Origin of the sequence: Sorangium sp. So ce204, from assembly GCF_051526795.1 — a bacterium.
In the GTDB taxonomy this organism is placed as follows: domain Bacteria; phylum Myxococcota_A; class Polyangia; order Polyangiales; family Polyangiaceae; genus Sorangium; species Sorangium cellulosum_B.
This window is the reverse complement of the sequence record NZ_CP150317.1, coordinates 4,364,887-4,389,916: the sequence shown is the minus strand read 5'-3', so window position 1 is coordinate 4,389,916 and position 25,030 is coordinate 4,364,887. Positions and strand designations below refer to the sequence as shown.

Genomic DNA, 25,030 nt, shown 5'->3' with positions numbered 1-25,030 from the left:
GCGTTCACTCCTGGCCCACGCCGACCTGCAGCTTGCGCGCGACGGTGCGGCTCGCGGTCGTCGCCCGGGTCGGCCCGCCGACGGGGAACGTGATGACGACCGCGCCTGCCCCGCCCTTGGTGATGCCCCCGCCGTGCGCCCCCACCAGCTTCCCCAGGCTCGCCGCGTCGAGCGAGGCGCCTGCGCCGCGCAAGGCGTCGATCGGCCCCACCCCTGGCAGCGCGGCGAGCGCCCCGCGATCGACCGCCGACATCTCGGCGAAGAGTCCGGACGCATAGACGAGCGCCGTCGCCGCCGTGGCCGGATCCGAGCCGCGGAACCAGGCGCCGGCGTCGTGGTAGGGCAGGTGCGCGCAGCGCGCGTACAGGGCGCCCAGCGCCGCGGCGGCCGCGTCGGCCATGCGATCGCCGAGCGCGACGAAGCGCGCCCGGTGCGCGGGATCGAAGTATGCCCGCGCGTATCCGCCGGAGAAGCGCGCGGTGATGGCGCGCCACGACGGAGAGCGCCTCGCCTCCTCCGCATCGAACCCGGGGACGATCTCCACGACCCCGTCGGTGATCGCGGCGAGCTCGGCGTCGGCGCCCGCCGTCAGCTTGCCCTGCGCGATGAGCGCGCCGAGCCCCACGGACTCGGCGGTCAGGGCTGCTGGTTCCCCGGCGCCGGCGGCGACCTCCGCTGCAGCGGCGCCGCGCGGCGTCGCCAGCCAGAGCTCGGCGACCCAGCCCGCGAGCTCGAAGGGCCCCATGGAAGCCCCGGCGTAGATCCGCTTGCGCGCGGCCTCGCAGGTGCGCGCGTTCCGCGCCGCGTCCTCGCCGGCGGTCGTCTCCGGCTCCGTGGGCGAGGCGGCCGGGGCCTCTCGCGATCGGAGCATGCGCGACGCGAAGAGCGCGCCGACGACCACCAGCGCGAGCACGCCGACGGGGATCACGAGGTGCCGCGCCGGCCGGACCCGGGCGGCCGGCGCTGGCGGCGCGAGCGAGCTCACCGATCGGTGCGCCTGAGCGAGCCGCCGCGCGATGTCGGACGCCTTACGCGTGCGCAGCTCTTGTGGCAGGAGCGGCCACTGCTCGACCAGCTGCTCCAGATCGATGGCCACGGGCGCGCCGCGCCCACGCAGCGCGATCTGGCGTCCCTGCACGCTCACCGAGCCCGATGTTCCAAACAGGCCCAGGGCCTCCTGTACGGCCGCCTCGATCTCCCGCGCGCTGGGGTCGTCCACGATCGCAGGGTAGCCGGATTTGCCGCCGGCATGCCGCCGCTTCTTCACGCCGCCCGGCTGTCACGGTCGCAGGCGCGGGCGGCGATGGAAATGCCGCGGAGGGCCGGCGGACATGGCACATTCCCGCGCGTGCAGAAGACGCGCGTCTACCTGTCGCCGGGCATGTTCGGCTTCGCGACCCTCGCCTCCCTCGAGTATTTCGAGCACTTCATCCGCGCGATCGAGGAGCGGTTCCGCGATCGCGGCCGCATCGTCGAGATCCACGTCTGCGAGGTCCACCCGACGGCCTCCATCCTCCGCCGGGCGGCGAAGCTCGCCCGCCTCGTGGACGAGAGCGCCGGGGACGACGGCGGCCCAATCCACATCGTGGGCCACTCGACCGGAGGCCTGGACGCTCGCCTCGTCGCTTCGCCGACGGCGCGGCTCCCCGGGAACGCTCACCGCCGGCTCGGCTGGACGAGCCGGCTGCGGTCCGTCACCACCATCAACACGCCGCATTTCGGCACCCCGCTCGCCGCCTTCTTCGCCACGGTGAGCGGCCAGCGCCTGCTCTACGCCGTCACCGCGCTGACGGTGGCCGGCCTCAAGCTCGGCGCGCCGCCGCTCGCGGCCGCGTCGGCGCTGGTCGCCGCGTTCGGCCGGGCGCAGCTCGGCTTCTTCGAGATCGAGCTCATCGATCGCGCGGTCGAGAGCTTCATCCGCGTGCTCGACGACGCCTCGAGCCGCGAGCTGCGCGCCTGGCTGAAGCTCTTGCGCGACGACCAGGGCGCCATCGTCCAGCTCATGCCCGAGGCGATGGATCTGCTCCACGCCGGCCTCGAGGACCGCGCGGGCTTGCGGTACCAGAGCGTCGCGACGTACGCGCCGCGCAACGCCGTCCGGGACTGGGTATCGGCGCTCCGGTCGCCGTGGGGAGCGATGTCGGCTGCCATCTTCACCGCGCTGTCGAACATCACCGCCCGCCTGAACGAGCACTACCCTTGTCGCTCCCATGACGGCTCGATCGAGCAGAAGCTCGCGCGCGTGCTCGGGGAGCTGCCGCCGCCGGACGCCAACGACGGCGTGGTCCCGCTGGCCTCGCAGGTCTGGGGGGAGCTCATCTGGGCCGGCAAGGCCGACCACCTGGACATCGTCGGCCATTTTCCGGGCAAGGGCGGGCACATCGACTGGCTGGCGAGCGGAGCCCGCTTCAATCGCCTGCGCTTCGACGCGGTGCTCGACCGCATCGTGACCGGGATGGTGGCCGGCGAGCAGGGCGGCCTGACAGCGCACGCGGCGGCCCCGCCGCGCCCGCTCGCGGAGGCGCGCGCATCGGAGCGCGGCGCGGACGCGGGGCAGAGCGGCGCCTCGACGAGCTCGGGCGGCGAGCCCGCCGCGTGAGCCGCGGCGGCGCGGCGCGCGCTCTCGATCTGATCACGGCGGAGCTCATCGAGTGCCGGCGCTGCCCGCGGCTCGTGGCGTGGCGCGAGGAGATCGCGCGAGAGAAGCGGCGCGCTTACCGGGACCAGACCTACTGGGGCCGCCCTGTGCCGGGCTTCGGCGATCCGGACGCGCCGCTCGTGATCGTCGGGCTCGCCCCGGCGGCGCACGGCGGGAACCGCACCGGCCGCATGTTCACGGGCGATCGATCGGGTGACTTCCTCTACGCGGCGCTCCATCGAGCGGGGCTCGCCTCGCAGCCGACGAGCAGCTCGCGCGACGATGGGCTCTCGCTCCGGGGCGTGTTCATCACCGCCCCCTGCCGCTGCGCTCCCCCGGACAACAAGCCCACGATCGCCGAGCTCGCGGCGTGCCGCGGGTGGATCGACCGAGAGCTCGCGGCGCTGCATCGGGCGCGCGTCTACCTCGCGCTCGGCAAGATCGGCTATGACGCCGTCGGCGCGCTCGCCCGCTCGCGCGGCGCGTCCGCGGGGGATCGCGCGGAGGCTCCCCCGCGCCTCCCGCCGTTCGCGCACGGCGTGGAGGCGGCGATCCCCGATCCGCGCGGCGGCGCCGGGGCGGCGCTGCTCTTCGGCAGCTACCACGTCAGCCAGCAGAACACCCAGACGGGGCGGCTCACCGGCGACATGTTCGACGAGGTCCTGCGCCGCGCCGTCAGCGCGGCGAGGCTTCGCGCCCCCGAGCGATCCGGACGTTAGTCCTGCTTCGACAGGAGCTTCTGCAGATCGCCCGACTGGAACATCTCCGTCAGGATGTCAGAGCCGCCGATGAACTTCCCGTCCACGTAGACCTGCGGGATCGTCGGCCACTGCGAGTAGTCCTTGATGCCTTGGCGCAGCGAGGGATCGGACAGCACGTTGACGTCCTTGAAGTCCACGCCGCACTTTTTAAGGATGTCGACGGCCCGCGCCGAAAATCCGCATTGCGGGAAGGTCTTGGTGCCCTTCATGAAGAGGACGACGCGGTTGCTCTCGACGGTATCCTTGATCGCCTGGTGGATGTCGCTCATGGCTCGTTCCTGATCTCCCGCCGCGAGCGGGATCGCCCATTGTTCAATCTACACAGAAGCGGCGCGTGACTGCCGGGCCGCGCGCCGTGGCGTGCCGGCGGGGCTCGCGATGGGACCGCGCTGGGCTCGCCAAGCGGACCACGTGACCGCCCCGCCCCGCGCGCGGTCGTGAACGGGGTTTCTGGTGTCGCCCTCCGCCCGCGTCAACTGGGCTGGAGCGCCGCAGGGGTCCCATGGAGGGCTGCATGGACCGGTGGTTCCTCGGGCGGGTGCGCCGACGGCTTGGTGCGTCTTCGCGAGGGACGGGGGGCGGCGGGCGGCGCCGGCCAGGCTCAGCGCATCCATCGGGGGCTCGACGGCCGCGGCCGTGCGGGGAGGCGGCGGGCAATCGACACCGCCGACACCGCCGACACCGCGCGCGTCCGCCCGCGAACACGGAAACGTCGAACGCTGGTCGACAACGTGCTCCAGGACCTGTGTACCCAGGCCGCGGCGGCGCCGCTTCCCGCTCGCTGGACGCGCCTCGCGCCATCTGCACCGCAGCGTCTGGCCTCGCGCCGCCAAGTCGTTGTAGAACACGCCCCCACCTCGGCCGTCTTACCGACCGTGACCAGCGGCCGTGAGCCGCCGCGGGTGCGGCAAGCGTCCCATTGTCGCGGCCTCACCCGCACAACCCTGAAGGAGCCTCGTATGCGCTTGCACGTCCTCATCCCAGCGGCCCTGCTCGGCCTCGCGCCCCTCGCCTGCGGCGGCAGCGACCCGGAGCCGAACAACCCGTCGCAGATGCAGAACCAGTACGGGGCGTCAACCCAGTACCCCCCCGGACAATACCCGCCCGGACAATACGGTCAGCCCACCCAGCCGGGCCAGTACGGCCAGCCCACCCAGCCGGGCCAGTACCCGCCGCCGGCCACCACGACCCCCGCCCCGACGCAGACGGCGCCGACCGCAACGGGCACGAGCACCGGCCAGGCGACCCCGATCGCGCCTGCCGCGGTCAGCGCAGCGACCCCGATCCTCACCGCCATGGCGGCCTCCGAGGTCCAGGGCATGCAGCCGGAGGGCGGCGCGTTCGCCGGGCAGTTCCAGGACGGCCAGACGCTCGAGCAGCCGTTCAATATCCAGCCGGGCAAGTGTTACTCGGTGATCGGCGTGGGCCTCGGCGTCCAGGAGCTCAACCTGCAGATCGTCGCGCAGCCCGCGCCGATGCTGCCGCCCGTGGTGCTCTCCCAGGACAACACCACGGGACCGAACGCCACGCTCGGTGGCAAAGGCACTTGCTTCAAGAATCCGCTCCCCGTGGGCGGCCCCGCAAAGGCCATCATGACCGTCCGGGGCAGCGGCCTCGCCGTCGCCCAGATCTACGTGAAGTAGTCGCGTCCCTGCGGGCCGGCGCCGTCTGCCTCATCGAGGCGCGGCGCCGCCGCTCGCGCCTCGGGACCTCCGTCGTACGTTTGCCCCTCCACTGTTCGCCGGGGGAGATGCAAGGTACACTCCAAGGGTGAGCTTGCCTTGGAAGTACTCGGCTCCCTGGATCGCCATCGTCGGACTGGCGGCCTGCTCTTTTCGTATGGCCGATGAGTCGGCGGACAGCCCCGAGTTCCCCGGGGACGCCGCTCGACCCACCGTCCTGGCGTTCGAGGAGGACGGCACGCTCCAGCTCGTGCCAGGGGAGCTGCGCACGGTCTGGGTCACGGGACAACCGCCGGCGCCCTACGAGGTGAGCTTCACCCTCCTCGGCGAAGCTGCAGGTGCATGGGTCGACCGCACGACGGCCGTCGCGGACGAAAATGGCAGGGCCTCGGTTCAGCTCCACGCGTCGACCCTGGGAAGCACGTTTCGGCTCCGCGCCGCGACGAAGGGCGGGCCGTCCGCGGAGCTCGGCGTTTCGGTGAGCGCGGATGGCTTCGGCACGCTCCGCGTCATCCCGGTCTACGAGGGGACGCGCGTCGCGAAGGACTGGACGGCGAGCGTCGTCGCGGAGGCCACCTGCGAGGAGCTCGCAGCCGCTGCGCCCGAAGCACCCGTGGGCGCGCTCGTGGCGCACGGCGGTCCAGACGAACCGGTGGTCGTCGAGGGCGCGCCTGTAGGGCCAAGCCTTACCGTCGCGCTGCACAGCGGTCGGATCATGTGGGGTTGCGTGGGCGAGCGAGAGCTGCAGGCTGGCTCAGCGCGCGACGTCTGGGTCCCGATCAAGGACCTGCCGATCGACATGGCGGCGACGCGCCTCGACACGAAGCTGACCCTCGTGACGGCGGAGGGGCTGACCGCGATGCTCGAAGCAGCGACCGAGCAGCTGCTCGACGCGTTCTTGCCTGCCGGCGCGGAAGCCGCGTCCCTGCTCGACGCCATGCAGCGCGCGGCGCCGCCGGACCAGGCGCGCGCGTTTGCCGCGCAGCGGATCGAGCGTGACTGGGACGCCGCAGCACAGGCGCACCTCGCCGCGCTCCCGCTCCCCCTGCGCGACAGGTGTCGTGGATGGGCGCGTACCGGGCTCGCGGGTACGCCGCTCACGCTCGACGGCCAGCTGAGCGGCGTGGCAGACATGCAGGGACGCGCGCTCTTCGAGGCGAGCTGGCTCGGCAGCGTGACCTCTGACAACGCGGGCGGACCACCGGCACATTTCATGTCGTGGAAGGCGGATCCCGGCGACGTGCTCCGGCTCGCGGGAACGCTGACATGGTCGCCAACCCGAACCATCGGCGGAGTGACCGGGCTCGGGGTCGCAGCGGAGGCGGACGCGGAGTCCGTCCCCGCGGCGCTCGCCATCGCCGCAGAGTGCGAGGCGCTCGGCGAGCTGCTCGGCGGCTACTCCGACTGCACGAGCGACTGCATGGCGATGCTGTGCGCTGGCGGGCTCACGCTCCTGTGGCGCGCTGGAACCGAGGCGTCGGAGACGGCCGGGATGATCGGCGAGATCGTCGTGAACGCTTCAGGCCCCGCGGAGCTCAACAGCTCCGCCGCGCCGATCGCATGGACGGCCGACTGGCTCGGGACCATCCGCTACGGAGAAGGCGAGGAGGTCGCCGTCGAGGGACGGGTGAACGCGGTTTCGCCGGAGGCCATCACCCGCTAGCGGATCATCTTGCGGCGTCCTTCGGCTCGCAGCGCAACCGCCACCTCCGGCCCGTTGCGCGCTCGGTCGCAGCGAGCGGGATCGCGCTGGCGCCGACGGCGTTCTGCTTCTCGGGTGCCTTCGAGAAGGCGCCCTGCAGCCTCACCGCCATCGCCTCGACGCACGCGCTGCCTGGATCCAGGCGAAGCCGGAACTCGGCGCCGTCGACGGAGGGAGCGCTTCCGCCGAGATCGAAGCTCGGCGAGCCCTCCAGGCTCGTGTCGAGGAGCCAGCCGTCCTGACCCGGAGCGCAGCGCTCGATCCGCGTATCCGCGAGGTCCTTGCGGCCGAGCGGCACGGCCTCGCCGAGCGCGCCGGTCTCGCGGTCGATCGGGAGCACGTGCCAGGAGCCGGCGCGCACGCCAGGGTCGGGAGCCGCCGAGATGAGCAGGCCGACGCCGCCGCCCAGCGCACGCCGGACCAGGCGCGGAGGATCCACGCCGTAGCCCGTGCGGCCAGGGCGATAGTAGGTCGCCAGCTGCCGCGCGATCCCGAGGTCGGCGCGCCACAGCGCCACGACGTCGTACGAGCCGCCGGGCGTCACGAAGAACCACGTCTCGCCGAGCCGCACGGCGCCGTTCGGAAACGGCCGGAGGAGATGGCCGGCGCGGCCTGCGCTGTCGCGCAACGGAAGGATCGGCAGCCCTTCAGAGGCTGCGAACAGGCTGCATCCGGCGCCCCGACACACGTGGGTCAGCGCGGCCCGTCCGCCAGGATCGAGGTACGCGCCCCAGGACGCCGCCCCCTGAGCCACCACCCCGAGCGCCTCGGCGGCCGACGCCTCATCCGACCAAGGCGAGGCGCTCACGCCGCTGGAACGCACCCCGCCATCCGGGTCGAAGCGATCGTCGAAGCGGAGGAGCCAGCGCCCGGCGCGCGCCCAGTCCGCGCCTCGCTTGCCCCATGCGTAGGCGCGCATCGTCACGATGTCGTACGGAGCCCCGTTATCGAGGCCGATCTCGTCGGCCCCGCGCTTGGGCGGCGGCGTGTTGCGGAAAGGAGCCCACGGCGACGTCGGTGTCTCCGTCGACGCCGAGCGCGTGACCGACGAGGCCGGGCGCGCTCTCTCGGCGCGCGCGGAGGGCGCGGCGGGAGGCTTGTCCGAAAGCGGCGGCGTCGAGGCGCCGAGGGCCTCGCAGCGCATCGCGATCGGGCTCCCCGCGCGGAGCGGCGTCTGGAGCACCGGCGGCGGCTTCGCCTCGGCGAGATCGTCCGGCAGCGCCGTCTTGCCCCAGCCGACCCGGATCCAGCCCCTGAAGACGCAGCCGACGGGGCCGCACGCGCGCGTCCTCGACGCCGCGGTGTCGTCGTCCCGCTCCGGCAGATCGAGCGAGCGCCAGGTCATGCCGCCGTCCGTCGACTCGGCGGCGCGCTCGCCTTCTCCGAGGGAGAACGCGAACCGACCGGACAACAGCGCGCCCGTGCCGTCCTGGCGCGGCGCCCCCGCGGTCACCTTCCCGCTCTTCGCGTCGATCCGGACGCCCACGATCGGACCGCCCGCCTCCACCCAGCCGCCGATGACGCCGGGCTCACGCTCCTCGAACCCTTCGATCCACATACCGCGCTGCAGATCGCGCGCGGTGCTGCGCGGCTTGGGCGGGAGGATCAGCGGGACGGTCGTGACGTCGCTCCCCTTGAGCAGCGTGAGCTGCCCCGACGCGTCCAGGCGAGGCGGCGAGAGGACGGCGATGCGGCCGTCGGACAGCGCGACGACGCGCTCGATGCCGACGTCTCGCGCGGGCGCGCGGACGTGGATCTCGCGGGCGCGCCCGTCGGCGGCGACGACGCAGTACGCACGCCCGGTACGCACCGCGCTGTCTTCGCTGCAGGAGCCGCGGATCACCAGCGCGCCGTTGCCGCTCGCGACCACGAAGCGGGGCTCGTCGAAGCGCATCAGCCGGCGCATGCCGAGCGGCGGCTGGAACGCGTACAGGGTCGTCGGCCCCTCGCGCTCGCCGCACACGAACCCGAACGACGCCCCCGCGCGGATCGCATGGCAGGCCGCCTCTCGCTCCGGATAGGCGTCGGGCGCGACGTCGATGACCGCCCCGTCGCGCAGCGAGACGCGCGCCAGGGCGCCGCCGCGAGCCACCACCGCGGTCGCGCTCGAGTCGGGCCACCCGTCCTCGACCGCGGCGCGGAGCGGGCGCCTCCCGAGAGGCCCCTGGGCGCGCGCCGGCGGCTCGTGCACGTCGTCGGAAGCCTCCAGCGTGCGGTACGTCACGCCGCCGCGCGCATCGACCGCATAGAGCCCGCTCGCGGTCATGACGGCAGGATCGCCGCCGACGACGGCGACAGAGGTCGGCCGCGCGTCGATCTCGACCTCACGCCAGGTGGCCCCGGCGTCGAACGTGACGAGCAGGCCGCGCAGATCGGCCTCGACCAGGGCGCGCCATCCGTCGGCGAACGCGATCTGGCCGTACGTGCTCGCCGGTGGGAGCGGGCCGAGCGGCATCGCCGCGCCCGTCTGCGCGTCGATCGCGAGGAGCCGGTGGCTGTGCGAGAGCCGCGCGTAGAGGCGATCGAACCCCGCGAGGATCTCGTTCGCCTCCGACGGAAGCTGGACGAGCGGCTCGAGCGGGGCGAGCCACGCCTGGGCCCGCCAGAGCTGCGCGCCGCCGCGGTTCGAGGCGTGGAACAGGTACCCGCCGCCCAGGCGCGTCGGCAGCTTGAGCGAGGTGACCTGACCTGACGGCAACAGGTCGGCGGCGCGCTCGAGCGATCCATCGTCGTGCGCGACGACGCGCATGCGATCGATGAGCACCCGCTTGGCCCCCGCCTCGCTGGCGACCACGCCGCGCTCTCCGACGAGATCCGGGAGCAGCCGCGATGGAGTGACCATGGTCACGAGCGCCCCCTGCGAGGATCGCCCGCCCGGAGCAGGGCGCGACGCTTGCCCGGAAGCGCTGCGATCGCTCGACGCCTGTCCTCCGGAGGGCGCCATCGCCGCCTGTCCACCGCACCCTGCCGCGCTCGCGCAAAGGAGCAGCGCCATCGCGGAGCGCCGCGCCGCGCCCGGCATCCGCCGAGGAACCGGCGCGCGCAGCCGCCCGTCGGGCTCACTCATGGCGGACGATGCTAGCGCGGCGGTCCAGGCGCCGCACCGTCCTTGCGACCGCCCACGCCAAGGTTCAGCCGCGGCTCGCGTCGCGCGTGTCTGCAGCGGCTGGCTCACGCCGGTCGCGCATCGCACGCCCAGCGCCGGAGCAGCCGCTGCACGCGCGGCTCCGGCGACGAGGATCTCCGCTCACCGATCGGACGACGGCCGACGCGCGTTCACTTGCCCTTTGCGGAGCACTGCATCGCGCACATCAGATCGCCGACCGCGCACCCGCAGCCGCCGCGCTTCGCGGGGGCCGGAGCGGCCGGCGCCGGGGCGGCCGCAGCAGGCGACTGCTTGCCTGCGGTGCCGCCGCCGGTGTTCGGTCGCGGCGACGGCCTCGTGTTCGGACGCGCCCCCGCTGCCGTCGGCGCGGCGCTCGGCGCGGCGCTCGCGACCGGCTCCGCCGTCGCGGTCGCCGACGCCGTCGCCGACGCGGTGGGCGCGGGCGCCGGCGCCGTGTCGAGGGGCGCCGGCGTCGCCGGCGCGGCGGCCGTGGTCGGCGCGGTCTCGACCGCGGTGGGAACCGGCGTGCTGCCCCCGCCCTTCATCAGGAAGAAGACACCTGCGATCGCGATGCCCGCGATCGCGATGCCCGCGGCGATGATCAACGGGGCGCGGTTCTTGGAAGGGGCCTCGCCGACGTTCGGCGGCGCGACCGACGGCGCTCGCGCCGTGGTCACGATCGGCGCGCTGAGCTGGAACAGGCCGCCATCGTTGGCGACGATGCTCGCGACGGGCGACGGCGCTCGGACGCCGGCCCCCGACGCGAGGGCCTTCAGATCGATGAGGCCGGAGTCGTCCGACGCGCTGACGGCCGCCCGCGCCGGAGCCGGAGCGGCGGCCTTCGCCGTGAGGGCGCTCAGCGAGAACAGCATCGAGTTCTCGTCGCGCTGGCCAGGCGCGGCGCCGCTCTTGAAGAGCGGAGCGCTCGTGGCCACGTCGTCGGAGCTGGGCCGGTGCGCCTCGACGCCCGGGCTCGCGCCGAAGAGATCCTGCGTCGGACGCGCCGGATCGCGACGCACCGCCGCTGCTCGAGGAGCGGCCGCCGCGACCGACTCCACGCCCGGCGAGGTCTGCCCGAGGGCCGCTCCCCCGCTGGGCACGGACGTCGACTGCACCGGCGCCGCCTCCTGCGCGGCCACCGAGGCAGGAGCGCTGCCTGCATGCAGGGCCGCGACGATCGTGTCGATCTGGCCGAGCGGCTGCCAGTCGGCCATGCCGTCCGCCCAGACGTACGTCTCGGCGTTGATCACCCCCGACTGGTAGCTCGTGACGATCTCGGCCAGCGCCATCGAGCGCTGATCGCCGTCCGCCACGTTGACCAGGTACGTCGTCCCGTCATTCGGAACGCTCGTGCCGGAGACCGGATCGGCGACCCCGCCGTTGGTCGTCACGCCCGAGCTGTTCACGAGGATCGTCGCGCCGCATTTGCGGCACTTGATCTTGACGGTTCGGCCTTGGACCTTCTCGTCCGAGACGGTGTATTTCGACTGACAGGACTGGCAGGTGATCTTCATTGGGGGCTGGCCCGCTGGGGTGTAGTGCCGGCGAGGCGTCGCGTAGAGTTTACCTTGATGCCGCGCCGGTGGCTCGCTCTCTGACGTGCCAGTCGCGCGTCTGATCTCGCAGCTCCGCTTTACGATAGCCGAGGTCGTCGTCCCTTCGTAAAGCACAAAGGGACGGACCTCCGACGGGACCGTTGTCGGGGTGCGGCGCAGCAGCGCGCAGGTCGGGCTCCGGAGTGCGACCAGCCGCCTCGCGGCGCGGCTCGGGCGCCCATCCGCGCGGGGAGGCGCCTCACACTCGACGCGCCCGCGAGGCCCGTGATTGCTGCGGTACTGCGAACCTGCGGTGTGGCGGTGTGAGCTCGCGGCGCGGCGCGCTGTGGCCTCGCGGCGCAGAGCGGCAAGGAGGCCCCGTCAGGCGTCGCCGCGCACGGAACCGAGCTCTTCCAGGACGGGCTCGTCGGTGACGACCGGCACATCGTCGACCGGGTCTTGCGGCTCGGCGCTCTCGCTGTGCCCCTGGGCCTCGTGGCTCCCCACGTGCTCCCCGTACGCCTGCAGCTTCGAGTACAGGCCGCGGCGGCTGATCCCGAGCACGCGGGCGGCGCGCTGTTTGTTGCCGCGCACCGCCTCGAGGGTCAGCAGGATGAGCTTGCGCTCCGCGTCCGCCAGGCGCGTTCCGACCGGAAGGCGCAGCACGAGCGGGTGCTCGGCCGCTTCGCCGGCGTCCCGCGACGGCTCGGCCTCGTGCGTGCCCGTCTCCCCCGGCCTCCGCGGCATCGAGGCCGGGCCGATGGAGGACGGCACAGGCTGCGCGCCGACGTGCGACGGCACGGGCTCGGAGGGAACCACCAGGTCGGCGGCGTGAACGATCGGCACCGAGAGCGGCTCGGCCGGCTCGGCAGGGACGACGGGCGCCGCCACCCTCGCCGACGGGATGCTGTCATAGGAACGCCGGCCCGAGCGCCGCTCGATCCGGCCCTGGCCGAGCTGGACGTCGTTGGCCGAGACCAGCTCGTTCGAGGCGAAGAGCGCCGTCTGCTCGATGACGTTGCGCAGCTCGCGGACGTTGCCCGGCCAGTCGTGCTCGGCCAGCCGCTCGACGGCGGCGTCCGAGAGGCGGCGGGCCGGGGTGCCGTAGCGCTTGGCGAACTTCAGCAGGAAGCGCTCGGCGATGGGCAGGATGTCCTCCCTGCGCTCGCGCAGCGGGGGCAGCGTCACCGTGAACACGTTGAGCCGGTAGTAGAGGTCCTCGCGGAAGACGCAGTCGTCGACGAGGTCGAGCAGGTCCTTGTTCGTGGCGGCGACGACGCGGACGTCGGCCTCGATCTCCTTGCGGCCGCCGACGCGCGTGAACCGGTACGTCTCGAGCACGCGGAGGAGGCTGACCTGCACGGCCGCGTCCATCGTGCCCACCTCGTCGAGGAAGACGGTGCCGCCCGCCGCCGCCTCGAACTTGCCCTCCGCGGCCGCGAACGCGCCGGTGAACGAGCCCTTCTCGTGGCCGAAGAGCTCGCTGCCGATGAGCTCGCGCGGGATCGCGCCCGTGTGGACCGGCACGAACGGGCCCGCGCGGCGGCGGCTCCGGTTGTGGATGGCGCGCGCGACGAGCTCCTTGCCCGTGCCGCTCTCGCCGACGATGAGCACGGGGGCCATCGTCGCGGCGACGCGATCGATGCGGGTGAAGACCTCCCGCATCCGCGGCGAGCCGCCGATCATCCCCTCGAACACGAGCTGACCATGGAGGGGGTCGTCGTCGTCGAACTCGGTCGGCGGCGACGAGAGGAGCTCGCGCACGAGCAGCACGAGGCGCGCCGGATCGAGCGGCTTCTGGAGGTAGTCGGCCGCTCCCAGCTTGAGCGCGTCGACGGCGCTTGTGATCGACGCCGCGCCCGTGACCATGACCACGTGGGGCGGCGGCGCCTTCGGCTCGGGCCCCTCGAGCTCGCCGGGCGAGAGCCGGCGCATCAGATCGACCCCCGTCATGCCCGGCAGGTTGAGATCCGTGACGAGCACGTCAGCCGGCGTCCGCTGGTGGATCTCGAGCGCTTGCTCGCCGCTCGACGCAACGACGACGTCGAGCCCTTCATGGCGCAGCACCGCCTCGAGGATGGCCGCCTGGTCGGGCTCGTCCTCGACGAGGAGCACACGGCCGTGATGGCTGTGGCTCCGATGCGGCGAGCGCGCTTGTCCGCGCGGAATTGCAGCTGAAACTGCGTTCGGTCCCAAAGCTTCCCTCCCAGCTCGGCGGACGGACGGCTCGGCCCCGTGCGAGTTGAAACGTGCCGTTAAACTTGTACCTCGCGGGGCCTCGTATCAACTCGGGAGTTGCCTCCTTCTCGGGTGCAAAGCCCCCCTCACATGCCGTCCGCGACATGCCGTGCCTGCCCGACGGATGCGGCGCCCCTGGCTCACTGACTCCTGTGGTGACACGCCGCCGCGCGCCTCACCAGCGCTCGATGATGCCGCATGCGATGCGATCGGCCAGCGCCATGCACGTAAGCATCGGATTCACCGCGGGACTTCCAGGAAAGATGCTCGTGTCAGCAACGTACACATTGTCCAGATCGTGGCAGCGCCCCTCCTCATCGACCACCCCGTCCCGCGGGCGCCTCGACATCCGCGCCGTACCGAAGGCGTGATTCGCCGCGGTGATCGTGTCGCGCCCGTCGAGCCGTTTGCTCTTCAGGATCTCGGCTTCTTTCGGCGACGTCAGCTCGTCAGGCACGCCGTGCAGCCCGGGCAGTATCGACGAGGCCCCCGCCGCCCAGCAGATGTCGGACAGGATGCCGAGACCGCGCTGGATCTTCTCGACGTCGCGCGGTGCGTAGTCGAATCGCACATCAGGGTCCCAGCTGCCGCGCTTCGGGCGCACCGTCCCGCGCGACTGCTCTGCTGCAATGATGACGTCGAACGGCGCCATCCGGTTGTATGTCCGGAGATGACGCTGGTAGTCGTGCCCGAGGCCGGGAAATCGCGCGGCGAGCACGGCCGGAGGCGACCAGAGGACCTCCAGCTTGATCCCTTGCTCGATGAAGTGGAGCGAGTGATAGCCCTGGGTCGCGCCCTCCCATGGATCGATGGGCTCAGGGAACACCGCCATGATGGCGAGCCCAGGGTGGAGCTGCAGCTCGTTGCCCACATGGCCGCTCGACCCGGCGGCGCCGCTGCGGAGCAGGATGAGCGGGGTCGCCATGCAGCCGGCCGCGAGCACGACGAGCTCCGCCCGTATCTCGACGGGCGCCCCCTCGCGCCAGGTGAACGGCTCGATCGTGCGCCCGCGCATCCCGGCGGCGCGCCTGCCCGAGAGCAGCAGGTGCTCGGCGCGCACGCTGGTGAAGACGCGCGCGCCCGCCCGGATCGCGGCGGGGACGTACGAGACGTCGGTCGACATCTTTGCGCGGTTGCGACACCCCGTGAAGCATTCGCCCGAGCCGCGGCAGCCGCGCACGTTGCGGTGGGTCGGCTCGCTCGACAGCCCCAGCGCGTCGCAGCCGCGCTTGAAGCGCAGGTTGCGCTCGCCCTGCACTTCCATCGGCGTGGGTGAGACGCCGAGCAGGCGCTCGACGCGATCGTAGTGGGGCAGCAGCGCGTCCAGGGTGAGCGAGGACGTGCCGGTCCGCTCTGCCCACTTGTCGAACACCCAGGCGGGCGAGCGCGCGCAGATGGCCGAGTTGACGACCGAGCCGCCCCCGAGCGCGATCGCCTGCATGGTCGGGATGAGCATGCGCCCGCGGGCGGCGCGCATCCCCCCCTCGCGCAGCGTGCGCGAGAGCGACTCGCCCGGCTCCTGGCGGAAATCGTCCACCCCGAACGGCGGCCCCTCCTCGACGAGGATCACGTCGCGCCCCGCCTCGGCGAGCTCCTTGGCGACGACCGCGCCGCCCGGACCCGAGCCGACGACGAGCACCTCGCACGACGCCCGCACCTCGCCCTCGTAGTCGGCGAACACCTTCACCTGCGAGCGCGGCTCGTCGGGCGAGAGCGGCTCCACCGCGCCCCTCGATCGGAGCGTCACCTCGGAGAGCGAGCGCCGCTCGCCGCGCTCGCGGCCCACGGCGCGAGGCGGCTCCGGGAAGACGGGGAGCTTCACGCCGTCACCCCCGGCGCGAGCGACGGGGGCGCCGCGGCGGCGGGCTCACCCGCCGCTCTCCCGGCGGCGCGGCGCTCGAAGGGCGTGGCGCAGCAGGCGACGCCGATCGCGCCGGCGACCTTCTCGTTCGCGAGATACCCCATCGAGAGCATCGTCCGCAGCGAGAGGAACGTCACCCGCCGGAGGTAGATGCAGCTCTGCGCCATCGACGCGAGCGCCGCGATGCGATCGGCCTGCGGGAGGCGCGTGAAGCGTGCGCGGCGCGGCCCGAAGACCCAGGGCGAGAGCTCGACGAAGTGGAACAGCAGCCGCATGTAGGGCCGGAGAGGCCGCGGTGTGCGCGCGACGTAGCGGTCCACGTACTCGACCAGCCCGGCCTCCGTGCCGGAGACCGGGATCGGGCCCCCGGCCGGGAACAGGGCGTCAGCGCAGGCCGCCACGATGGCCCGCTCCTTCACGGACAGCGCGGAAGAGGGCGCACCAGGGGCCGACGCCCTGCGCACGAGGAAGACGGCGGCGAGGGCGAGCGCCGCCAGGACAACGACGGGACCGATCACGGGCAGGTGCGCAACGAGCTCGCTCATCACTCGACTCCTTCCTTGTCAGCACGGGAAGCCGTCGCCGCGGCTGCCTCGACAGCGTAGCCCTACAGCCAGAGTGCGCAATTTCGTTCGCACTGCGTCCGGGTGTTCGCACACCATCCTGTCCCGATTTACGCAGCTCGACGTTGTGGCTGTGACAATCGCGGTATCGTCGGCGCCCGATGAGCGACGAGCCCGTGACCGCAGGGGGGAGGAGCGAGGAGGTGGGACACGACGAGTCCATCGACGGCGAGGAGCCGTCCGGAGCCGAGCGCCACAGCTCGCCGGCGCGCGATCTTCGAACCTGGCTCGCCGGCGCTCCCCTCCCCGCCTCGCTGGAGCTCACGCTCGGGCTGCTCGCGCCGATGGTGATCACGATCGCGGCCGCGCTCCGCGTCGCGAGCTTCACGATCGACGACGCGTACATCTCGTTCCGGTACGCGGAGAACCTCGCGAACGGAAACGGGCTCGTTTACAACGTGGGCGAGCGCGTCGAGGGCTACACGAACTTCCTCTGGACGGTGCTCCTCGCCGCGGCGGTGAAGCTCGGCGCGGCGCCGGCGGCTGCGGCGAAGGTGCTCGGCGCCGCCTGCGCCGCGGGTGCGCTCGTCCCGACCTACCTCCTCTCCCGGCGGCTGCGTCCGTTCTCGAACGTGCCCTGCCTCGCCACGTGGCTGCTCGCGATGAGCGTCCTCTTCTCCGGCTACGCGGTGTTCGGGCTGGAGACGCCGCTGTTCCTCCTGCTCACGCTCGCGGGGACCGAGCTCTTCTTCCGCGAAGAGGACGCCGCCGGCGACGACAGCGGCGCTCGGCCCGCGCTCGTCTCCTCATGGTTCCCCTGGTTCCCCTGGTCCGGCGCGGTGTTCGCGCTCGCCGCGCTCACCCGCCCGGAGGCGCCGCTGTTCCTCGGGCTGCTCGTCGTCTGGCACTCGGAGCAGGCGCTCTCGCGCCGGAGCGTGCTGCGCCTTGTCGCGTTCGCGCTCCCGGTCGCCGCGCACCTCGTGTGGCGGCACAGCTACTACGGCGCGTGGCTCCCGAACACGCTCGCCGCGAAGACGGGCGACTTCGCGCAGCAGATCCAGGGCGGGGGCGACTACGTCCGCAAGTACGCGCAGCACGCCGGCGCCTTCCTGTGGCTCGGGATCCTCTCGGTCGCCTCTTCCATCGTCCACCGGCGCCGGAGCGGCCTCGCGATCGCGTCGATCGCGCTGCTGTTCGGCGTGTACGTCGTCGCGGTGGGCGGCGACTGGATGCCTTACTTCCGGTTCCTCGCGCCCGCGGAGCCGTTCGCGTTCCTGCTCGCCGACGACGCGGTCCGCGCGATCGCCGCGCGCCGCGAGCGCGTGGCGTCGCTCGCGATCGCGGCGTTCGGCGCGATCACGATCGCGACCCGCGCCGGCGAGCTCGCGCGGGCCCAGCGGAACCTCCTCGTCAACGACAAGGGCTTCTGGGACGACGCCGCGGGGCGCTCCGCGGAGTGGCTCGTCCAGAACGCGGAGCCTGGCCCCATCGCGCTCGCCGACATCGGCTACGTCGGTTACCGCACGGGCTTCCCGGTCGTGGACATGCTCGGGCTGCTCAGCCCCGAGGTCTCCCGCCTGCCTGGCGCGTACACGCACAAGGTCGGGGCCGGCTACACCGACGCGATCTTCGCGAAGAACCCGCGTTACTTCTTGCTCATCTCCTCCGGGATCGACTGCAAGACCCCGACGGTGCCCTCCTCCCGCGCCTCGTACGACGACCCCAGGTTCAAGGCGGACTACAGGCTCCGCCAGGTCATCGCCCTCCGGAAGGGCGGCGCCTGGTGCATCTACGGGAAGACGTCGTATCCCTGACGGGCGCTCCGGCGCGCGCGTCGCCGGAGCGCGCGTCTCACCTCGCGCTTCGCCTCGCGGCCCCTTCGCGCCGCGCCTCACGTCCGCGCCGGCGCTCCACCTCGCTCCGCTTCCGCGTCGGCCGCGCGGGCCGCCCAGAAGGCGCGCACGTCCTCGATGCGGTCGGTCCGGCGCGCGTCGGGCAAGCTGTCGAGCAGCACGCGGCCGTAGCCGCGCGTGCGGATCCTCCGGTCCAGGATCGCGACGATGCCGCGATCGGTGCGCGCGCGGATCAGCCGGCCGAAGCCCTGCTTCAAGGTGATCGCGGCCTGCGGCACGCTGTAGGCGATGAACGGGTTGCCGCCGCCCTGCTCGATCGCCGTGCACCGGGCCGCGACGACGGGATCGGTCGGCACCGCGAACGGGAGCTTCTCGATGATCACGAGGCGCAGGGCCTCGCCGGGGACGTCCACCCCTTCCCAGAAGCTCATCGTCGCGACGAGCACCGCGTGCCGCTCTGCGCGGAAGCGGCGGAGCAGCGCGCCCTTCGGCGCGTCCCCCTGCACGAGCAGCGGGGCCTGCCGCCCCGGAGCGCCGCCGTTCGCCCCGGCCACCGCCGCGGCGCGCCCGAGCCGGGCGCGGAGGGCCGCGGCGAGCGCGTTCATGGCGCGGATCGACGTGCAGAGGAGGAACGCGCCGCCGCCCGTGATGCCGATGAGCTCGGCCGCGCGATCGGCGGCCCGCTCGACGAACGCCGCGTCGGTCGCCTCGGGGAGGTCGCGCGGCGTGTAGAGCAGCGCGGCGGTCGGGTAGTCGAAGGGCGAAGGGACCTCGAGCTCGTCGACAGGGACCGACACGTCCTCGTCGAGGCCCATCCGCGAGCGGAGGAAGCGGAACCCCGCCCCGGCGGAGCCGCCCGTCGTCAGCGTGGCGCTCGTCAGCACCACGGCGCCGATCCGCTCGAAGACGTGCTCGCGCAGCATGTCCCCGACATCGACCGGCGACGCGCCGAACGAGACGGCGCGGCCGCGCACCTCGACCCACGTGACCTGGTTCGTCGCGGGGTCGACGATCCGCGCCGCGTCGTCCCGCAGCTGCGCGGCGCGGTTGCCGACGAGCTGCACCGCCTCGCTGATCGCGTTCGCGCTCGCGTACGCCGCGAGCGCCTCGAGGTGGTCGTCGAGGCGGTGGTACGCGTCGAGCAGCTCGCCGGACCAGGCGTCCCTGGCGAGCGGGCTCCGGGCCTCGCCGCGATCCCCGCCGCCGGCGGCGCCGCCCAGCGACGCGAGCCGATCGAAGAGCGCGTCCGCCGACTCGCGCACCACGGCCGTGATCGCCGTCCCCTCGCCCCGCCCGAGGATGCGATCGGCGAGGCCCGACGCGATGAAGGCCCGGTCCGCGTCGCGCAGCATCGAGTCGACCCGCGCGCGAGAGACGCGGACGCCGAAGAAGCCCGTCGCGATGTCCTCGAGCTGGTGCGCCTCGTCGAAGATGACCGCATCGTACGGCGGGAGCGCGCCGGCGCCGGCGAAGCCGCGGCGCGCTCCGGCGATCTTCAGCGCGAGATCCGCGAAGAAGAGGTGGTGGTTGACGACGAGGAGGCGCGCCGCCTCGCTGTCGCGCTTCATCCGCGTGACGAAGCACCTCTCGAAGTGCTCGCACGAGGCGCCGAGGCGCGTCTCGCTGGACGACGCGACCTCTCGCCAGAGCGGATCCCCCTCGGCGAGGTGGGCGAGCTCCGCGACGTCGCCCATCTCGGTCTCCTGCGCCCACGCCTCGATCAGCGGCAGCGAGCGCCCCGCGATCCCGGCGCCCGCGCCGGGGCTGGTCCGGAGCTCGCTGAAGCGCCGCAGGCACAGGTAGTTGCCGAGCCCCTTCACCAGCGCCGCGCGCGGATCCAGCCGGAGGTGCTCGGCCACGAGCGGCAGGTCCTTCGTGTAGATCTGGTCCTCGAGCGCCTTCGTCGCGGTCGAGACGACGACCTTGCGACCGCTCAGGATCGCGGGCACGAGGTAGGCGAGCGTCTTGCCCGTCCCGGTGCCCGCCTCGCAGAGGAGGATGCGGTCCTCCGCGAGCGCCCGCTCGACGGCGCTCGCCATCGCCACCTGGCCCTGTCGGTCCTCGTACCCGTCGAGGCCGCGCGCGAACGGGCCCGAGGGCCCGAGCAGGCTCGCGGCGCGGTCCAAGGGCATCGCGTACCGCTCAGCGCGGCAGGGCGGTCTTCTCCAGCGAGAGGGCGAACCCCACCTCGCTGACGGCGAGCTCGAGCGACGCCACGCGCTTCTCGAAGTGGACCTCGCACCACGTATCGAGCGTCCGCTCGGCGTCGCCGGGGTCGCGGACGTGGCGGAGGGCGGCCTCGGCCTCGGCGTAGCCATGCGCCACGGCGGACTCGGCCATCCTGCGCGCCCGCTCGAAGAGCTGCTCGTCCGCCGCCCCCGGGAAGTCGTTGCGCTGGGCGCGCACGACGAACCCGACCCGCAGCGGCTCGGCGCCCACGACGATCCCCGAGTCCATGAGGAGGTTCTCCCGCACCCGCTCCGCGACCTGCACGGCGTCGCCCCGGGTGCGGTAGACCTCGAATCCGGCCTGGAGCAGGGCCTTCTTTATCTCCGCGGGTGTCGGCATCTTCCGCTGGTTTCCGGCTACCCCCAGCTGTCAGCAGGAACATCCATCGCAAAATTGCGGGTGCCTCGTCAAGCCGACAGCGCCGACCAGGTGTGGCGCTCTGGCGCGCCGGCGCGCCCCCGTGGGCTCAGGAGCTCGATCGCGGCGACCTCGAGGGGCCTCCTTCCAGGCCCCCCAGACCGTTGATGCCCTCCCGATCCTCCAGACCATCGAGGAAACACACCCCGACGATCGATCCATCGGGCTCGTCCTGGACCCACATTATCCTACCTGGACGCGGGCTTCTGCCGTCGAGCCAGACCGTCAGCTCGGTACCGGGATCGAGTGAATTTTCTATCACCACCCTGAGCCCGCCGACGCTCACGTTCAGCGTCCAGCCGGCGACGGCGCGCTGGCCGGTCTCCAGGCGTACCCGTTCGCTCAGCTCGCGGCGTGGGCTCCTGCGACGGTTGGCCAGGACCTCAGGTGGAATCTGGAGTGACGGGGGAGTGAGGGTTCTGCGTCGAATCACGAAAGAAAATTACAAGCACACGCCGTACCCGGGGACAGAAATGTGGGCTCCGGTCGATATTCAGTATGGACGGGAGCGGCGTCCTGCGCGGTGCACGAGGGTGCGCCCTCGACGGCGGCCCTCAGTGCGCGTCGGCGTGATCGGGCTGGTGGCCGGAGCCGTCGCTCGGCTCCTCGAAGACGGAGACGGGCTCGAGCAGGGAGAGCTGCTCGCGCTTGATGCCTACGCCCTTGTCGGAGAAGAAGAGGTCGTTCTCCTGAAGCCGCGAACGCACACGGGCGATGAACAGGATGGGCATGCCTGCCTGCGTGTACCCGAGCTGCACGAGCGTGCCCTTCGGCCAGTTGCCGCCGTCGAACGCGAGCTCCTTGCGAAGCGTGTAGAACCCTTCGGCGGGGAGGCGCTGCAGGGAGTCCGCCCACGTCGTGCCCCGGAACGCGACGGCAGGGCCGTGGAAGTGCCAGCGGTTGTGAACGTTGTGGTCGGGCGTCGTGACCGTCGGCAGACCGTTGTCCGAGTGGTTGTGGAAGGAGACGATGGTGCCAGCAGGCACCTTGTCCTCGTTTCCGGGGAGCGGCTTTGTCGTCAGGTAGAGGCCGCAATCAGGGAGGTGTGACTTCGAGCTTGCCATGGCATCTGCCCCTAGCCCCGCTCCCGACCGCCGTAAAGACACGCCGTCGACGCTGTGCTATGCCGCGCCAGGCCAAGGCGGGAGGCCGCTCGAAGAGCGAGCGGCGCACGCCCCGGGAGCGAGCCCTTCGTGAACAGACTGAGCCAAATCTTCGGCGCCGCCATCATCATCGCGATCGCCGTCGTCTTCATCGTCGAGTTCCGCCCGAGCGCGGGCCCCGTGCAGTCGGCCGCGAGCACCTGCGCCGTCGAGGTCCGAGGCAGCTGCATCTCCTCGCTCGACTTCAACGCGTCCAGAAACCTGCTCGCGATGCGGAGCCCCGACGAAAACCGCCTCCGGGCGATGGGTTACCGGCGGCTCACGGCGGAGGGGCTCTATGAGCGGTGGCTCCTCAACGAGGACGCGAAGCGCCTCGGGATCACCGTCTCGGACGACGAGCTCACGGGCGAGCTCGTGGCTGGCAGGGTGCATGTCTCGCTCCCGGCGGACAAGATCCGCCAGGTCGGTTACGCCCTCAGCCTCCGGGAAGACCTCATTCGCTACCTGGACGTCCGCAACCGGCAAACGAAGAAATTCGACAGCAAGCAGTACGAGAAGCAGATCCGGAACATCGCGAAGATGAGCCCCACGGACTTCCGCGATTACCAGCGGAAGGAGCTCATCGCCGCCCGGATGCGCGACCTCATCCGGGCGCGGGTCCGGGTCGGCGAGAACGAGGCGTTCGAGCAGTTCTCGCGCGAGAAATCCACGAGGACGCTCGCCTATGTGCGCTTCGACCGGCGCTTCTACAGCGATCTCATCGTGGACACGTCGGAGAAGGCGATCCAGGCCTGGGCCGACAACAACAAAGAAGAGCTCGACAAGGCCTGGGAGGGGCGGAAGGCGCAGTATCAGCCCGAGTGCCGCGTCGCCCGAGTCCTCGCGGTCGAGGTGAGGCCCGAGGAGGCCGAGCAGGGGCCGGAGGCGGGCAAGGCCGCCGCGAAGGCGCGGATCGAGGGCGCGGTCCAGCGCCTCAAGAAGGGCGAGAGCTTCGCCGACGTGGCCCGCAGCGCGAGCGACGATCCGAGCGCGGCGCGCGGCGGCGAGCTCGGATGCGTGGCCAAGGGGCGCCTGAGCAAGCCTGTCGAGGACAAGCTCTTCGAGATGAAGGCGGGCGATGTGTCGGACCCCATCGAGACCGAGGACGGCTTCCACGTGATCAAGCTCGAGCAGATCGCGAAGGACGCCGAGGCCGAGAAGATCGGCCGGCAGGAGACGGCGCGCGACCTCTACATCGCCCACGAGTCGGAGCGGCTCGCGGCCGAGGCCGCGAAGCAGGTGCTCGCCGCCGCCGCGGGCGGCAAGTCGCTGGAGGACGCGCTCGCCGCGTACATGGCCCAGCTCACGCCGGCGAACTCGAAGGAGGGTGGCGCCGCGCCGGGCGCGAAGGCTGGCGGCGGGGCCGCCGCGGCGAAGCAGGACGGCAACAAGGACGCGGGCGCGAAGGAGGGTGGCCAGGCCGAGGCCGGGGAGGCGCGAGCTCCCTACACGATCGCGACGCACCCGAACCGGCCCACCGTCGAGACGAGCCTGCCGTTCAACGTCTCCGGCTCACCCATCGCCGACGCGAGGGACAGCACCGAGGCCGCGCGCATCGCCTTCCAGCTCGACAAGCCGGGCGACCTGCCCAAGGACGTCGTGGCGCTGGCGAACGGTTATGCGGTGATCCAGCTCAAGGAGAAGACCTCTGCGAGCCAGGAGCAGTGGGACAAGGATCGCGAGTTCTATACGTCGGCCATGCGCGCCGCGAAGCAGAACGACGCGCTCATCGGGTACGTGCGCCGGCTGAAGTCGACGATCGGCAGCGAGGTGAAGTACGACCAGAACCTCCTCAAGGAGTCCAAGCCAGCCGAGGACGGCTCCGGCGAGCCGCCGCTGCCGCTCGAAGAGGGGGAATGACGTCGCTCCCCCTGCGTGACGCGCGCGACGTCGTCCTCTCGAACGGCCTCAAGGTCGTCCTCGTCCCGCAACCGCACGTCCACCGGGCGGTCGCCTCGCTCTACCTGCGCGTCGGCTCGCGGTTCGAGAGCCAGCAGAACAACGGGATCTCTCACTTCCTGGAGCACATGGTGTTCCGGGGGACGCCGACGCTGCCGACCGCGCACGCGCAGGCGCTCGCCTTCGAGCGCCTCGGAGGGACGCTCTACGCGGCGACCCACGTCGACCACGGGGTGATGAGCATCTCCGTGCCGCCGACGAACCTCGATCCGGTGCTCGCCCTGCTGGGCGAGGTGACCACGTCGCCCAGCTTCACCGCGATCGAGGTCGAGCGCGGCATCGTGCGCGAGGAGATCCTCGAGGACCTCGACGACGAGGGGCGCGACATCGACGCGGACAACAACGCGCGCGCGCTCATGTACGAGCGACACCCGCTCGGGTTCACCATCACGGGCGACATCGAGGCGCTCGATCGCTTCGACGAGCCGATGCTGCGCGCCCACCACGCCCGGCACTACACGACGGCGAACGCGGTGCTCTGCCTCGCGGGGCGGCTCGATCCCGAGGCGTGCGCGCGGGCCGCCGAGCGGCACTTCGGCGCCATGCCGCGCGGCGAGCAGGTGCCCGCCGCGCCCCCGCCCAACGGGCAGAAGAAGCCGAGGTTCCGCTTCATCGAGAACCAGTCGAGCCAGACCGATCTGCGGATCGCGTTCCGGGGCGTGAGCGAGCGCGATCCGCGCGAGCCCGCCGTGGAGATGCTGCTCCGCGTCCTCGACGACGGCATGTCGACGCGGCTGTACGAGCGGATCTGCGATCGGCTGGGCCTCTGCTACGACGTCTCGGGGATGTTCGAGGCCTACGAGGACGACGGGGTCGTCGACATCGCCGCGGGCGTCCAGCACGACCGCGCGACCGTGGTGGTCCGGGAGATCTTCGCGTTGCTCCGCGAGCTCGCCGAGGTCGGCCCGCGCGAGGACGAGCTCGCCAAGGCGCGCGACCGCCACCTCTGGTCGGTGGAGGCGATGCTCGACGACGCCGAGGCGACCGCCGGCTTCCATGGGCTCGCCGCGCTCGCCGACATCACGCGCACCCCGGAGGCGCGGCACGAGGAGCTCGCCCGCGTCAGCGTCGCCGACGTGCGCGACGCCGCGCGCGCGCTGTTCCGACCGGAGCGCCTCACCGTGGTGGCCGTGGGCCTGCTCCGCTCCTCGGAAGAGGCGAAGCTGGAGAAGGCCGTCCGCTCGTTCGGTTGACCCAGCGCGAGTCAGGCGCCGCGGCGCACCACGACAGCGGCGATCGCAGAAGAAGCGGAAGGAGCCCGGAAGGAGGCGGCCGCTGAAGGGCGCCCCCCGTGCGCACCGCTGGCCACGGCTGCCCGCCGCACGGGAGCCTGCCTCGGCGCGC

At 72.4% G+C, this 25,030-nt stretch carries 18 protein-coding genes; 7 read left to right on the top strand and 11 right to left on the bottom strand.

Translation table 11 applies throughout. From position 1 onward, the window contains the following. Window positions 1-4: 4 nt before the first annotated feature. The gene (locus WMF22_RS16370; RefSeq protein ID WP_438036309.1) at window positions 5-1,267 is read right to left on the bottom strand and encodes a hypothetical protein; all 1,263 of its coding nucleotides are present in this window, start codon (window positions 1,265-1,267) and stop codon (window positions 5-7) included. 81 nt (window positions 1,268-1,348) lie between these two features. Here WMF22_RS16370 and WMF22_RS16365 point away from each other — a divergent pair, with 81 nt between their 5' ends. Continuing rightward, window positions 1,349-2,599 carry an esterase/lipase family protein gene (locus tag WMF22_RS16365; RefSeq protein WP_437300000.1) on the top strand — a complete coding sequence of 417 codons (1,251 nt, stop codon included), beginning with the start codon at window positions 1,349-1,351 and terminating at the stop codon, window positions 2,597-2,599. Beyond that, a complete protein-coding gene (locus tag WMF22_RS16360) occupies window positions 2,596-3,357 on the top strand; it encodes a uracil-DNA glycosylase (protein WP_438036308.1) in 762 nt (253 codons plus the stop codon). The genes WMF22_RS16365 and WMF22_RS16360 overlap by 4 nt, the downstream gene beginning before the upstream one ends. Here WMF22_RS16360 and grxD read toward each other — a convergent pair. Continuing rightward, window positions 3,354-3,668 (bottom strand): Grx4 family monothiol glutaredoxin, encoded by a 315-nt coding sequence (grxD, locus tag WMF22_RS16355; protein WP_437536647.1) that lies wholly within the window; start codon window positions 3,666-3,668, stop codon window positions 3,354-3,356. The genes WMF22_RS16360 and grxD overlap by 4 nt on opposite strands. A 690-nt stretch (window positions 3,669-4,358) precedes the next feature. Between grxD and WMF22_RS16350 the strand changes: the two genes are divergently transcribed. Continuing rightward, entirely contained in the window at window positions 4,359-5,042 is a 684-nt protein-coding gene (locus WMF22_RS16350) for a hypothetical protein (RefSeq protein ID WP_437299998.1), read from the top strand. Between the two features lie 127 nt (window positions 5,043-5,169). Beyond that, on the top strand, window positions 5,170-6,744 hold the full coding sequence (locus WMF22_RS16345) for a hypothetical protein (protein WP_437299997.1): 1,575 nt from the start codon (window positions 5,170-5,172) through the stop codon (window positions 6,742-6,744). 4 nt (window positions 6,745-6,748) lie between these two features. Here WMF22_RS16345 and WMF22_RS16340 read toward each other — a convergent pair whose 3' ends face one another. The 5 genes from WMF22_RS16340 to WMF22_RS16320 form a co-directional block, all read right to left on the bottom strand. After that, on the bottom strand, window positions 6,749-9,850 hold the full coding sequence (locus WMF22_RS16340) for a hypothetical protein (protein ID WP_438036307.1): 3,102 nt from the start codon (window positions 9,848-9,850) through the stop codon (window positions 6,749-6,751). 209 nt (window positions 9,851-10,059) lie between these two features. Beyond that, window positions 10,060-11,403: a zinc-ribbon domain-containing protein gene (locus WMF22_RS16335; RefSeq protein ID WP_438036306.1), complete on the bottom strand. Its 1,344-nt coding sequence runs from the start codon at window positions 11,401-11,403 to the stop codon at window positions 10,060-10,062. A 402-nt stretch (window positions 11,404-11,805) separates the two neighbouring features. Then, entirely contained in the window at window positions 11,806-13,539 is a 1,734-nt protein-coding gene (locus tag WMF22_RS16330) for a sigma-54-dependent transcriptional regulator (protein ID WP_437299994.1), read from the bottom strand. 298 nt (window positions 13,540-13,837) lie between these two features. Continuing rightward, on the bottom strand, window positions 13,838-15,484 hold the full coding sequence (locus WMF22_RS16325) for a GMC family oxidoreductase N-terminal domain-containing protein (protein ID WP_438036305.1): 1,647 nt from the start codon (window positions 15,482-15,484) through the stop codon (window positions 13,838-13,840). After that, on the bottom strand, window positions 15,481-16,068 hold the full coding sequence (locus WMF22_RS16320) for a gluconate 2-dehydrogenase subunit 3 family protein (RefSeq protein WP_437299992.1): 588 nt from the start codon (window positions 16,066-16,068) through the stop codon (window positions 15,481-15,483). Before WMF22_RS16320 ends, WMF22_RS16325 begins: the two co-directional genes overlap by 4 nt. A gap of 179 nt (window positions 16,069-16,247) precedes the next feature. On the opposite strand from WMF22_RS16320, the gene WMF22_RS16315 reads away from it, so the two are divergent. Then, entirely contained in the window at window positions 16,248-17,900 is a 1,653-nt protein-coding gene (locus tag WMF22_RS16315; RefSeq protein WP_437299991.1) for a hypothetical protein, read from the top strand. A 77-nt stretch (window positions 17,901-17,977) separates the two neighbouring features. On the opposite strand, the gene WMF22_RS16310 is transcribed toward WMF22_RS16315, so the two are convergent. The 4 genes from WMF22_RS16310 to WMF22_RS16295 all read right to left on the bottom strand — a co-directional run bounded on the left by WMF22_RS16310 (window position 17,978) and on the right by WMF22_RS16295 (window position 21,649). Then, the gene (locus WMF22_RS16310; protein ID WP_437299990.1) at window positions 17,978-20,071 is read right to left on the bottom strand and encodes an ATP-dependent DNA helicase; all 2,094 of its coding nucleotides are present in this window, start codon (window positions 20,069-20,071) and stop codon (window positions 17,978-17,980) included. 10 nt (window positions 20,072-20,081) lie between these two features. Then, window positions 20,082-20,507, bottom strand: coding sequence for a hypothetical protein (locus WMF22_RS16305; protein WP_437299989.1), 426 nt, complete (start codon window positions 20,505-20,507; stop codon window positions 20,082-20,084). Between the two features lie 127 nt (window positions 20,508-20,634). Next, window positions 20,635-21,018 carry a PilZ domain-containing protein gene (locus WMF22_RS16300; protein WP_437299988.1) on the bottom strand — a complete coding sequence of 128 codons (384 nt, stop codon included), beginning with the start codon at window positions 21,016-21,018 and terminating at the stop codon, window positions 20,635-20,637. A gap of 121 nt (window positions 21,019-21,139) precedes the next feature. Next, complete coding sequence (locus WMF22_RS16295; RefSeq protein WP_012235598.1) at window positions 21,140-21,649, bottom strand: hypothetical protein; 510 nt, start codon at window positions 21,647-21,649, stop codon at window positions 21,140-21,142. A 129-nt stretch (window positions 21,650-21,778) separates the two neighbouring features. Here WMF22_RS16295 and WMF22_RS16290 point away from each other — a divergent pair, with 129 nt between their 5' ends. Both WMF22_RS16290 and WMF22_RS16285 read left to right on the top strand, forming a co-directional pair. Beyond that, window positions 21,779-23,587, top strand: coding sequence for a peptidylprolyl isomerase (locus WMF22_RS16290; protein WP_437299987.1), 1,809 nt, complete (start codon window positions 21,779-21,781; stop codon window positions 23,585-23,587). Further along, entirely contained in the window at window positions 23,584-24,879 is a 1,296-nt protein-coding gene (locus tag WMF22_RS16285) for a M16 family metallopeptidase (RefSeq protein ID WP_437299986.1), read from the top strand. The genes WMF22_RS16290 and WMF22_RS16285 overlap by 4 nt, the downstream gene beginning before the upstream one ends. The last annotated feature ends 151 nt before the right edge of the window (window positions 24,880-25,030 follow it).